Source organism: Vibrio sp. D420a (assembly GCF_030248625.1).
Lineage (GTDB): Bacteria > Pseudomonadota > Gammaproteobacteria > Enterobacterales > Vibrionaceae > Vibrio > Vibrio fortis_A.
Window position 1 is genome coordinate 1 of sequence record NZ_JAHGAN010000025.1, and the last position, 12,487, is coordinate 12,487.

Annotated in this window: 14 protein-coding genes; 1 reads left to right on the forward strand and 13 read right to left on the reverse strand. The window is 45.8% G+C overall.

What is annotated here, in order from left to right; translation table 11 throughout:
- Window positions 1-96: 96 nt before the first annotated feature.
- Window positions 97-591 (reverse strand): DUF2780 domain-containing protein, encoded by a 495-nt coding sequence (locus KI743_RS17010; protein WP_150893279.1) that lies wholly within the window; start codon window positions 589-591, stop codon window positions 97-99.
- 130 nt (window positions 592-721) lie between these two features.
- Entirely contained in the window at window positions 722-1,342 is a 621-nt protein-coding gene (locus KI743_RS17015) for an FKBP-type peptidyl-prolyl cis-trans isomerase (RefSeq protein WP_032553319.1), read from the reverse strand.
- Window positions 1,343-1,556: 214 nt separating this feature from the next.
- On the opposite strand from KI743_RS17015, the gene KI743_RS17020 reads away from it, so the two are divergent.
- A complete protein-coding gene (locus KI743_RS17020; RefSeq protein WP_285467400.1) occupies window positions 1,557-2,117 on the forward strand; it encodes a LysM-like peptidoglycan-binding domain-containing protein in 561 nt (186 codons plus the stop codon).
- Window positions 2,118-2,143: 26 nt separating this feature from the next.
- Here the strand turns inward: KI743_RS17020 and KI743_RS17025 are convergent, their stop codons facing one another.
- From KI743_RS17025 to KI743_RS17075, 11 genes are all read right to left on the reverse strand, one after another.
- A complete protein-coding gene (locus KI743_RS17025; protein ID WP_285467401.1) occupies window positions 2,144-2,989 on the reverse strand; it encodes a DMT family transporter in 846 nt (281 codons plus the stop codon).
- Window positions 2,989-3,441, reverse strand: a complete 453-nt coding sequence (locus KI743_RS17030) for a GNAT family N-acetyltransferase (protein ID WP_285467402.1) — start codon at window positions 3,439-3,441, stop codon at window positions 2,989-2,991. Before KI743_RS17030 ends, KI743_RS17025 begins: the two co-directional genes overlap by 1 nt.
- Window positions 3,442-3,498: 57 nt before the next feature.
- Window positions 3,499-4,065, reverse strand: coding sequence for a Crp/Fnr family transcriptional regulator (locus tag KI743_RS17035; RefSeq protein ID WP_285467403.1), 567 nt, complete (start codon window positions 4,063-4,065; stop codon window positions 3,499-3,501).
- A 77-nt stretch (window positions 4,066-4,142) separates the two neighbouring features.
- Window positions 4,143-5,906 (reverse strand): lysophospholipid acyltransferase family protein, encoded by a 1,764-nt coding sequence (locus KI743_RS17040; protein ID WP_285467404.1) that lies wholly within the window; start codon window positions 5,904-5,906, stop codon window positions 4,143-4,145.
- A gap of 12 nt (window positions 5,907-5,918) precedes the next feature.
- Window positions 5,919-6,362, reverse strand: a complete 444-nt coding sequence (locus KI743_RS17045) for a hypothetical protein (RefSeq protein ID WP_285467405.1) — start codon at window positions 6,360-6,362, stop codon at window positions 5,919-5,921.
- A 10-nt stretch (window positions 6,363-6,372) separates the two neighbouring features.
- Window positions 6,373-6,810, reverse strand: coding sequence for a YHS domain-containing (seleno)protein (locus tag KI743_RS17050; protein ID WP_285467406.1), 438 nt, complete (start codon window positions 6,808-6,810; stop codon window positions 6,373-6,375).
- 12 nt (window positions 6,811-6,822) lie between these two features.
- Window positions 6,823-7,572 (reverse strand): NRDE family protein, encoded by a 750-nt coding sequence (locus KI743_RS17055; protein WP_285467407.1) that lies wholly within the window; start codon window positions 7,570-7,572, stop codon window positions 6,823-6,825.
- A 2-nt stretch (window positions 7,573-7,574) separates the two neighbouring features.
- Entirely contained in the window at window positions 7,575-8,117 is a 543-nt protein-coding gene (locus KI743_RS17060; RefSeq protein ID WP_285467408.1) for a DinB family protein, read from the reverse strand.
- Between the two features lie 19 nt (window positions 8,118-8,136).
- Window positions 8,137-9,270 carry a D-alanine--D-alanine ligase gene (locus KI743_RS17065; RefSeq protein ID WP_285467409.1) on the reverse strand — a complete coding sequence of 378 codons (1,134 nt, stop codon included), beginning with the start codon at window positions 9,268-9,270 and terminating at the stop codon, window positions 8,137-8,139.
- Window positions 9,267-9,854 carry a DedA family protein gene (locus tag KI743_RS17070; RefSeq protein WP_285467410.1) on the reverse strand — a complete coding sequence of 196 codons (588 nt, stop codon included), beginning with the start codon at window positions 9,852-9,854 and terminating at the stop codon, window positions 9,267-9,269. The genes KI743_RS17065 and KI743_RS17070 overlap by 4 nt, the downstream gene beginning before the upstream one ends.
- A gap of 317 nt (window positions 9,855-10,171) precedes the next feature.
- Window positions 10,172-12,148 (reverse strand): bifunctional 2',3'-cyclic-nucleotide 2'-phosphodiesterase/3'-nucleotidase, encoded by a 1,977-nt coding sequence (locus KI743_RS17075; RefSeq protein ID WP_285467411.1) that lies wholly within the window; start codon window positions 12,146-12,148, stop codon window positions 10,172-10,174.
- Between the last annotated feature and the right edge of the window lie 339 nt (window positions 12,149-12,487).

Here is a 12,487-nt window from a genome sequence, read left to right on the forward strand (position 1 = left end):
TATCTCGTATCTCGTATCTCACTTTCTAACACCCACAAAAAAGAGCACCGAAGTGCCCTTAATTCAAACTATCTAAAGTTGCGTCCGTTTGGAGGATTAACTCCAAATTGCTGACAACGAGTCAAGCAAACCAGAGGTTGCACCTTGAGATTGAAGCGCTTGCAAGATGATTGGTGCAAAGGTCGTGATCATTGAAGAATCCATACCTAGACCAGAGAATGCACTTTCCACTGCACCCTGTGAATTTAGGATAGAAGTAAGGCCGGTGGATTCGAGAGTCGACATGCCTGGGATCAGTGACGATAGCTCTTTGTTATCAGCACTACCTAGTGAGTTTTGTGCCAGCGCTAACATAGAACCAATGCCACCTAATGCTTGGTCGCTAGTCACTGATGCTTGCTCAGCGACTGTATCAGCTAGCGGTGTCGATTCATTCTGTTGTGACCATAAGTTAACCGCAGCCATTAAAGCTGTTTGAGTCAGTTGAGAGTAGTCAGTCGTTGCGGCAGCGCTTGTTGAAGCTTGGTCGGAGGTGCTTGCGCAAGAGGCAACAGCCAATGCGCTGAATACAGTGATGAGTGCTTTCTTCATTATTCTTCCTTAAGTAATAAAGTAATCGTCACTTTCACTATAAACGAAAAACGGCGATGTTGTTACATCGCCGTTGGATTAATTTAACTTTAGTTCGCACTTAGTAGATTGTTTACCAAGGCTTTTAAAATTAAAGGATAGCTAGAAGTTCTACTTCGAATACTAGAGCTGCAAATGGAGGGATAGCAGCACCTGCGCCACGCTCACCGTATGCAAGATCTTGTGGGATGTATAGTTTCCACTTAGAACCTACAGGCATCATTTGTAGAGCTTGAACCCAACCTTGGATAACGCCAGTTACTGGGAACTCAGCTGGTTGACCACGAGATACAGAGCTGTCGAATACAGTACCGTCTGTTAGCTCGCCGTGGTAGTGAACACGAACTTGCTTGTCAGCAGTTGGGATTTCACCAGTACCTTCAGTGATTACTTCGTACTGTAGGCCAGACTCAAGAACCGTTACTTCTGGACGTAGAGCGTTGTCAGTTAGGAACGCTTCGCCGTCAGCTGCTGCTGCTTTAGCTGCTTCTTGACGGATCGCTTCAGCACGAGTGTGAAGCTCTTGAAGTGCTTTGTTGATTTCGTCAACTTCGATAGCTGGCATGTCGCCAGTTAGTGCAGTTGCGATACCCGCAGCGATTGCGTCAACGTTTAGGCCTTCAAGACCAGAACCAGCTAGTTGTTGGCCCATTTGTAGACCGATACCGTAGCTAGCTTTTTGCTCTACAGTTTCAAATTTTACTTCAGACATGAAAGTTACTCTTTTTGTGTCAGTACGAAAAAGGTAAGAATACCAGTATTAACAGCTCGAAGAAACGGCTACACCCTGATTCGCTCTAGCTTTCATGCACTCAAATCACAATGGTACTATTTTTATTGCATTGCTCTCGTAATGAAGGAAAAATCTATACTGTTCAAGTTTTGGTTTTTATACTGTAGTTAATCAATAGTTAGGGCGCAGTAGTATGAATCGTCGTCATAAGAAGAAACAACAAGTAGATTATTTGCAGCTGTGCAAAGATAAATTCAGTGCTATCGAATTTGGTGACGCCAAAGATAAGATTCGTAGCCTATGGCAGCGCTTGCCTAAATTACATCAACGCGCATTGATGGTCCTTACGCCTGTCGTGTTATTGCTACTCATCATTCCTTTTCCAAAGGCGGACACTACGCAAAGCGCACCTATAACCAGCCGCGTTGAGCTTGAGATCAATACTGTTGGTTTGAGCGAGCAGCAGAGTGAGCAACAGCAGTCTCTCAAATCAAGTCATTGGAAAGAGTACTTGGTACAGCAAGGCGATACCTTGGCGCAGGTATTTCGCAATAACCAACTGCCATTGTCTGACCTTAATGCTCTTGTGCGCATCGAGGGCGACGATAAACCGCTGAGCCAGATACGAAAGGGGCAGCTAGTTCGATTCAAGCTAGCAGAGAACGGTCAGTTGGATATTCTTCAGCTTGAGAAAGGCGGGAGTTCGGTGATGTTCTTCCGTCTATCTGACGGTGGTTTTGGCCGCAGCAAATAAATAAAGAAAGAGACACAAAGGAGCGATTATCTCGCTCCTTTTTTTATGCGTGGAATCGGAGCCAGAGGTAAGACAATCAGCAGGATACCGATAAAGGTCAGGATATCCGGGATTTCGTTAAACCAAATCATTCCGATGAGCGCTACAAAGACAAGGCCCGAGTACTCAGCCAATGCAATCTGACTAGAGTGTGCTTTTTGGTACGCTGAAACAGCCAATCCATTGTAAGCCAATATTAGAGTCGCGCTTAAGGCGATATAACCAAGGTGCACCCAAGACACCGGTGACCAAAATAGTACGCAAAGTATTAAAGAAATGGGTAGCGAGAACAGGGTCGTCCACCAAAGTGTTGTTACTACCGATTGCTCACTTGGGAGTTTGCGAACTAAGACATTGAACAGCGCTAGGGTACATGCCGTACCAAGCGCAAATACCGCCGCCCAATGAAATTGCGATGGTCTGAGTACGATTAGCGCACCGATAAAACCGATAGTGGTGGCGATGACTTTACCCAGAGCAGGGCGTTCGCCTAGTAGCAGTATCGATAGTGGCAGCATCAGCAGCGGCGCAACGTAGAACACCGCATTAGCCGTTGCCAGTGGTAAGTGGGTAATCGCTACCACCATGCAGCCGCTACCGATGAGTATCAGTTGTCCTCGAGCAAAGGTGATCTTCGCTTGTTTCAGATGGCGCTGTGTTGCATTTTGTTTTAACCACAGTGGCGTGATTAAAAGCAGTGACAATAGCTGACGAAAGAAGATGTATTGCAGTGGCGGCACTTCGCCATTGAGCAATTTCACCGCCACGTCAGAGAGCGAGGCAAAAAAGTTGCCCGCAACAAGCAGTAAGATTCCAAGCGTGATGTTGGACATCAGCCCTGCAATCTCATATCGATATGTGGAATATCGTCCTCAAGGTACATCTCTGAGATCGTCACAAAGCCGTGACTTTGATAAAAGGCTTCTAAATGTTGTTGAGCACCAATATCAATGGTGCTATCTGGCCACAACTCACGACTGTGTTTGATAGCTTCAGTTAATAGCTTGTGACCTAAACCGGCACCTCGAGCTTCGGCTTTGGTCGCAATTCTACCAATACTGACGTTGTCATAAGTAGTGCCCGCAGGCAGTAGACGAGCGCAAGCGACCAGTTGACCGTCTTCATATCCCAAAAGATGACGCACACCAGGCAGGGTATCTTTACCATCAAGCTCTGGATACGGGCAGGTTTGCTCGACTACAAACACGTCTACTCGCAGTTTCAGCAGTTCATAAAGCTCAATTGTGGTTAATTCGGCAAAGGTTGGGGTCGACCAAGTGATCATAATATCTTCCTATAATTGTACTTGGCGCTAATCTAACAAGGCCAATGATGCTGTGCATTAACCATTGTTAATTCTGCTTTTGATTCTGCTTAGGCTGATCGCTGTAATACCAAGGTAAGCAGCGATTTGATTATCGTTCAAGCGCTGCAGCAAATCAGGGTAATGTTCACAGAACAGTTGGTAGCGCTGCTCTGGTGTGTAAAGCAGCATGAAACGCTCTTTGTTCTCTTTGTGCATCAGCTGAGTTTCGAGCAGCTTGAGGTACAGAGGATTATTGGTCTCGCGCCATTCTGTTAAGGCTTGCATTGGCAGTTCAAACAGTGAGATAGGAGTCAGCGTCTCCAGTAGGTACGGAGAGGGCTGCTGCTTGATCAAGCTTTCAAAGCCGATCACCCAATCATGCTCCCAGTAGAACTCCTTACTGAATTGCTTACCCTCTTCAGTTAAATAACAAGCGTGGCACAGACCTTCAACGATGAAGTAAAACGAATCCGGTATCTCTCCTTGATTCGTGAGAATGTGCCGTGTTGGTAACTCGAGCGGTTTTGCAATCTCAAGAAGAGATTCTATCTGGGATGGGGTAAAGCCAAAGCTTTCTAATTGTTCTGTCAGTGCGTGGTGCATGGTCACTACCTAAGCCATTTCGATGCGAAGATAATCGCACTTTCTATGGCCTAGGTATAGCGCAAGCTTAGGTTGAGCTATTGGGTTTGTGAGTGATTATGACGATCTAAGTAATCTTGAGCCTGTTCTCTGCCCATGTATTTACCCAGAGTCTTCACTGGGACCTTCTTAAGGTTAACGACAATCAAACCATCCAAGGCGTCGTTAAAAGATGGGTCAACGTTAAAGCAAACCAGCTTACCGTTCATTCCGAGGTATTGGCGAAGTAATACAGGCAGGCCTTTTCCTTGTTCCATACGCGCCAGTACTTTAGACAGTAGCGGTACACTCGCCAAAGAAGAGAGCAGATGGTTTTGCCAGAACACATGATTGCTGCTGTTCAAAGGTGATGATGGTGAAACTAGGTTAGCCTTCTCTTCATCGTAATGGTGAATCGACAAGGTCGTCGCGATCAGCAGTCGTGCGTTATGACTGTAATCATTACTAATGCTGACAGGACCAAAGAGATGCGTATATTGTGGATTGCGAGATACAAAGGTTGCGATTCCTTTCCATAGTAGCAACAGTGAGTTTAGGCTCTTCTGATATGGCTTACTCACCACTGAACGCCCAAGTTCAACGCTGTTTTCTAGAGTATCGATGAACTCTTGATTGTAGTTGAACAAACTGCGGGAGTAGAGCTTATCAAGCCCATGCTCTGCGATCAGTTTATCGACCATGCCCAAGCGATAGGCACCAACAAGCTCCGACTTCGCTTTGTTCCATACAAACAGTTGATGGTAGTAAAGGTCATACTCATCCAAATCACAGGCAAGCCCGCTGCCTTCACCCACTTCGCGGAAGCTCTCTTCTCTGATTCGGCCAATTTCACGCATCAGGTTAGGAATCGCTTGGCTTGGTGTACAGTAGACCTCAAACTCTCCTTGCTCAAGAAGCTTCATCTCAGCAGGGAGTGAGCCGACCTCTATTGCTAACACTTCTGATGGCATCGGCGCTATCACCTGAGTGTCAAAAGAGGGGGCTTGGGTTGTATTCTCTGAACTCTCTTGTTGACTCATTAGGTAGGTGTTGAGTCTTAGATAGTTGACGATATCCATCTCTTGCTCAAACGATTTTATCTCTGAATAAGGGATCGAAGCGCCAATTGAGATCGAGATAGTTGTCGCTTGTTTATTGAGAAGTTCACGGCCGAGTAGAGCAGTTCTCAATAGCGGATGCACACGACCGGCTTGGTAGAAAAGCTCACTGTTTTTACCATTGATGAAGATAGGTACGGTTGTCGCTTGATGGCGCTTAACAAACTTAGCCACCGACTTGCTCCATTCGATGTCGGTGAGTGTCTTTGCTCCTTTGCGATAACTGGACACTTCGCCTGCAGGGAACACAATCAGTAATCCACCATCAGCTAGATGACGATTGGCATCTCGAATCGCTTTGACATTAGTACGCTTTGACTCTTTACCATTAAAGACATCGACACCAATGAAAAGATCATCCAATTCAGGCAGTCTCTTAAGCAGCTCGTTAGCCAGCACTTTTACATCCTTCCTTACCGACCCTACCAGATCAGCAAGGATCACCCCTTCAATCGCACCAAGTGGGTGGTTCGCGACAATCACGACCGGACCTTCTTCGGGGATGTTTTCCGTGCTTCCCGATGCAATGGAGTAGTCGATGTTGAGCGCCGAAAGGGTGTAATTCATGAATTCGAAGCTAGATAACTCGTTTTGTCTTTCTTGATAGAGTCGGTCTAGCTTAGATAGCCCAGTTGCCCACTCGACAACAGACTCACCCAAACCAAAAGGCGTGTAACGTGGTAAACGAAAAGGACTATCAATCATAATGTAGCTACCTTATTGACTAAAGTTGTATAAGAAACCATCTTGATTCTTGAAATCTTTCACACTCAAAAACGCACTGCATAGCCACACTAGGCATGCCATGCCAAACAGCAATCCGCCGTCATCTCCGACAATTTCTCCCGCAGCATTAAATTCAGGCATTGGAATACCTAACGGGGTAAACAAGTGGAAGAAAATCGCACCACTCATGATGCCGACACTCATAATCGCGCCAAGTCCGTGCCAACGTGTAAACAGCAAAATTGCGGCAATCAATTCAGCGATACCGATGATGTAGCCGCCAAACGAACCGAACCAGCTTAAGCCTGACCATGTCGCGAGCGTGCCAAAGATATGTTCTGTCTCGTATGAGCCGGTGAATTTAAAAAACAGCGACTGAATGAACACAAAAGCGATAAATGCAGCAGGAAGATGTTTAGCAGGGCTGAATGTCATGGTTATCCCCTTACTTGATCAGCTGCGGCCAAGCTTTATCGGCTTGTTGAATGTGTTGTGCACGGTCTTGTTCCCAAGTCTCTTGAATCTCTTGGTCGTAGTTAAGGTAAAGTTTGTCATCAACTATGCTCCAATACTGTGGGTCGCCAGGTGCAAAGTCGTTTTTGGCAGAGACCGCCCATGCGCAATAACCACCATACTGAGGTGCATACTTTTCAGGATTATTAATAAATAAAGTCAGATTCTTTTCAGAAGAGAAGTACCAATCTGCGCCTTTGTATTCAGTGCTGAATTTCTTGCTGCCTTCAACGGGTTTACCGGAAGTGAAATAAGCGACCGTATCGTAGCCATCGAGTGCTTTATTGCTGAAAAAGCCGGTATAGATTTCATCGGCGGCAAGTACATAAGGGCTAACAAGTAGCATGATCATCGTGAGTAGTTTTCTCATAATAGACTCCATCTATAAGTTGATTGCTGGGACAAAATCGAAGGTAAAGCGCTGCTGATTTATCTGTTCTGGTTTTATCGGTTCACAGGGAGCGCCCGGTGCATAGAACATTGAAGCTTGGCCATGTCGATTACGTAAATGGGTAAAGCTGACTGTGTGGGCATCTGAGCGATGCATACAGGTACCTAAATGGGGTTGTTCACTGTGATGATGAGAGTGGAACATCAGCAAGTTTTGCTGGTTTTTACCCGTAGAGATAAGTTGATCGTATTTTGCTTGTCGGTAGGCTTGTACTCTTGCCAAATCGACACCCGATGAGAACAGTGGTGAATCGGTCTCAACAATACTTTGCTGAACTCCATCCCACTTATAAGCGACGACTACGCCGTTGTGTTGCGTCAAATTGGGAGCGAAAGCCAGTAAGGTAAATGGTACGAAAGAGCTTAGCTCTAAACGATGAAATGCCTCGGTAAGCTGTGCGATATTGCGGCTTGATGACATATTCTTGAGCAGTAAGCCACGGCTAATCAATGGACCATCTGGCACAATGCCTTGGTAGTTATTGAGTAGGCACAGTGAAAGACCGAACTCGTTGATGCTGATCCAGCTTCCCCCACCAGTAGGATCGAGCGGCATGATGATATCGACACCATTCACTTGATACTGTTTAGGTGGCATCGCTAACGCTCGTGTTTTCTGTTCATCACGATTAAAAAAGACCTGATAGCCATTTTCTTCAAGCAGCCAAGATACTGAACACATGATTATTGCTCCCTCAGGTAGCTGCTCGTGGTTGGCGCATAGCCAAAGGTGTTGCAGGTCTCGACATCGAGGAAAGTGGTGATCACCTTGATCATGGCGTAGTGATGATTGGCGTGCAGCGCTGCAAAAGTGATCTCTCGCTCGAGTGTCGATGGCAGATTTGCGAATACCTGAGCATCCATTGAGACCTCGGTTTGGATCGTAATCGGTGCTTCAAGATCATCATGGTCTAATCGCTCTAGCCAGTTGATCACATACTGGATCTCTTTTAAGGCAATCGAACGGTCGAATTCGACTGGGTGACCACGGCGACGGGTGTTGTAATCAATGATCGCGTTCTCTTTTAAAATCAGAGCATGAAAAAGATCGAGTGTGTGACGAGTGTGCTCACCAATCGAACTAGAGACGTGCGGCTTTGCACGCGTCAGGTAGTCACTATCGGAAATGGCTAACAAAAATTCTCGACCTTGATTCAATATTTCAACGGCTCCTTGAATACTAGGAGACACAGAAGTGAAGGCGTTAGGTTGGGCTATCGGGTTCATTCATGATCCTCGTATAGAGTTAATCGGTGGTCGGATATTGTTGGACTAAGCGTCGCTCTTCTTGCCACGCCGCAAATAAACTTTTAAATGAAGGCGGCTTGTGGCCTCGCTGTTTCTGCTGAGCACCGATATCAAAAAGAATGCGATATTGTTGGAGTAGCGTAGAAAATATCTCTCTTAGTGGGGTGTTTCGATCCCAGATATGTGCTGCTTCACTGCTCGCGCCGTTGATCTCAAGAATCGTAAAATCTTCGCCCTGCATCAGGCTATGAATGTCTCTGAACTTGACGTCCAATCGTCCGTAGTGGAATCCATCGAAGTCGTTAAATATCTCATCGAGACGCTCAGTTAGGGTTTTGGTGATGTATTGATTGCCATCTCGGAAGATAGACCCACGGCTATGACTGCCTGCGAACGCCAGTTGAAACTCTTCACCCTCTGCAAGCACATGCTCCAACTTATCTTGATGTCTTGGCAGATAAAGGTGACTAAGCTGTCCGGCTCTTGGATCGTTTTCAATTAACTGTTTGAGTGTAGAGATGCCATCGCCCGTCACCATAGGGGCGTACTTGAGCGTGATCGAGATGATCTCGCCCCGAAGACGGTTTGGATAACGGACGTAAAACAGTCCAGCTTCAGCTTGATAAGGCGCTTTTTCCTGCAACAGAAAACGAGCACCCTTAGGAAAGGATGCTATGTATTCTTCGAGTTGATCTTGGGTATTGATCAGCTTCACGCCGGCACCGCGACAGCCAAGATCAGGCTTAGCAACGACGGGGAAATCAAGGCTTGATTGGATCAAAACACGACGAGCATCCACGGCTTGCACTTTGGTACTGAGATCGGTTTTGGTCAGTGTGATAAAAGGCGAGATCCAGCGCTGACTCGATGATCCAGCAAGGCTCAAGATATCGTGTTTTGACTCTCCCACCATGCCACTAAGCTTAATGCTTGGATTAGCAATGAGCGGCAGCGCCCAGTCAAAATGCCGTAAGCCTTGCATCAAGCTCTGTGCTACCACTGGTGTGTAGAAAAACCAAGCAGGGAGAAACTCATAGGGAGACACGCTACGCACGGTATCTTTTTCGAGTAAAGGCATACCAGCATTGATTTGATGTGCTGGAATGACGTGAATATCTTGCGGTGAACTCATGATAATCCTCTAGAGTAGGTTTTATTCATTAACCGATTGCTGATAAACAACAATGCGATAGCACACGGGATAACGATCCATTGATATTCAGAGGCTTGCAGCCACGCTGACGTCCCTAAATAGTAGATGGTCGAGAAGACAATGCCAGTCCAGAGCGCAGTCGCACTAATCACGGCGAATAAGAAAGTAGGAAGAGGGATGACGAAAAAACCGCTCAAGGTAAAACCAACCGTGCGCAACCCTGGAACAAAGCGGATGATAAAAAGACTACTGAATGCGTTGTGGCGTAATTTGGCCCTAAGTGTACGAAAGTATCGATTGGTCAGCGCTTTGTAACGAACACCTCTAAAGTAGCGTCCTGACTTACCGAGGTAGTAAAGCCCTAAGTCACCGGTTGCGATACCGATGAAAATGGCAAGTAGAGCATATTGTGGTGGAATGAGACCTTGAGTCGCTAACCCTGCCGCAGACACAATTGCTAAATCTTCAAGCAGATAAGAGAGCGCAATAATGCCGAGCATTAGCCATAGCAGCGACTCTTCTCCTGAATTTAACCATGTTTGAATGCTTTCGACGGTGCCCATCAAATGTCCCTATCTATCCTATAGATGAATGGCTTATTGACCACTCATTGAGTGTAGTAAATGAAATAGACACGGGCAGTGGATAAAAACTTGCAGTGAGTTGCGGGATTTTTGTGCTTACCGTGCACTCTTAGATGCTGAAATGGGGGAGGGAGTTGTGAATTTATGGAATGAGGGACTTGTTTAAAATTAGACGCTATTTATGACTAACATTCAGAAAAATAAAGACTTTCACAGGGGCGATTTACCAATATGAAAAAAGGCTGAATCGTTAAATTCAGCCTTTTGAAACATTAACCAAAGATTATTGAAAAATCTTATTTAGTTAGGTCGATTTGGTAAACACCGAAGCCAACATCATCAGTCGCAACGCGTTTCATTGGGTATTGACCTTTTTCTTTGATGAACTGTGCTGCTTTCTCACTTGGTGATGTTTCAAAACGGATGTCTAGCTTCTTGCTTGTCTCGATAGGAGCGAAAGACCAGTTGTTGTCCGCTGTTGGGCTGACTTTACCTTGCTCTTTGCTCACGCGAGAGATGTAGTTTGCTAGAACAGTACGGTTCTCGTCTGGTGCATCAAAAGCGATGTACTCAACACCTGTGCCCGGGAACTTCGCGCTGTATGCACGGTAGTTGTTGGTTGCAATCAAGAAGTCTTGTTCCATATCGATTGGCTGACCTTGGTAAGTCAGGCCTACGATACGCTCAGATTTTGGGTTAACCACTTTACAGTTCGCGTCGTATTTCGCAGGTTGTGTTACATCGATTTGGTAGTTCACACCATCGATAACATCAAAGTTGTAAGTACGGAAGTTATCCCACTCGATCAATGATTGTGGAGCCGTAGAGTTAGCATCGATTTGGTTGAACTGACCTGCAGAACACTCTAGCCACTCTTTCACTTCTTTACCTTTTACCTTCATCGCAACAAGTGTGTTCGGGTATAGGTATAGATCCGCTGCATTACGGAACGTCAGTTGACCAGCTTCTACTTCAGTAAAGTTTGCTGGGTCATTCTTACGGCCGCCCGCTTTAAATGGTGCCGCAGCAGAAAGTACTGGTGTGCCGTCTAGATCTGGGTCACCTTGAATAAAGCGTTCAACGTAATCTTTCTGTGCAAGGTTAACGATTTGAACCGTAGGATCGTCTTGTACCAGTGATAGGAAGCTGTACATCACGTCATCAGCTTGGCCAATTGGTTGGTTTACAAAGTCACGAGTACCCGCGTGATCTTCTTCTAGTGCCGTTACGATGCCTTCATCAGCTGCAGCCAGTGATTTCTTCTCTACTTTGTCGTAGATAGGACGCGCTTCAGATTGACCTTTTACGACTTCCCATTTGCCGTCTTTTTGTGCCAGCGTAAGGTCCATAATACCTACGTGGCTACCCCAACGGCCTGGCATAACCGCAGCAACACCGTTCATTGTGCCCGCTTGGTTATCAACGCCTTGGATGTTGTCAAAACCTTTGCCTGGGAATACTGCGTGAGAGTGACCAAATGCAATCGCATCGATGCCTTCTACTTCAGATAGGTAAAGCGTTGAGTTCTCTTCGCCTGCTTTGTATGGGTCTTGAGAAACGCCAGAGTGAGGGATCGCAACGATAACTTCTGCGCCTTCAGCCTTCATTTGAGGAACCAGTTCATTCGCCGTCTCTAGGATGTCGCGAGCGATAACTTTGCCTTCAAGGTTCTTCTTATCCCAAGTCATGATTTGTGGTGGAACAAAACCGATGTAACCCACTTTTACTTCATGTTCTACGCCTGCAGTATCTGCAAATTTGTGCGTTTTGATAATGTATGGCGTGAAGTAGTGCTCTTTCGTTTCCGCGTCGTAAACGTTAGCGCTGATGTATGGGAAATCAGCGTCGTTGATTGACTCTTCTAGGAACTCAAGACCGTAGTTGAATTCGTGGTTACCGATGTTTGCTGCATCGTAATCTAGCTGGTTCATGGCTTTGTATGCTGGGTGTACTTCACCTGCAACGATGCCTTTGTCTGCCATGTAGTCACCCATAGGGCTACCTTGCAGCAAGTCACCGTTATCAACAAGAATGCTGTTGGTTACTTCGCTTTGAGCTTCTTTTACAAGAGTTGCAGTACGCGCCAAACCGATCTTTTGCGATGGCTTGTCTTTGTAGTAGTCGTAATCCATTAGGTTAGTATGAATGTCAGTCGTTTCTACGACGCGCAGCTTGATTACTTCATCTGTGTCTGGGGTGGTTGTACAGCCAGCTAGAGTAAAACCTAGTCCAGCCAGTACCGCTAGCGATAAAGGTTTCATTGCAACTTTCATTATGGAGCTCCAAGATTGGATGGGGAAGAATTTGTTGCGTAATGTAACAAAGTGGGATGAAACAATGAGTACAACATGTGCTAATTCGTGATATGGATCTTATTACTTTATGCTGTTCTGCCACCCTTATCCCAAACCGCTCAAACCATACACAACAAGTGTTTATTAAAGGTAGTTCATTCATTTTTATAAGGAATAAATGTTACAACTATTCCTTATCAGCTTTTCGAATAAAAAATGAAATTTTAGAATTTCCAGTAATATGAGAGGCTCGTCATAATGCTTTCATTGAGGGCGCATTGGGCTCAAATGCATCGCAAAGAATTTGTGTTGTTATCC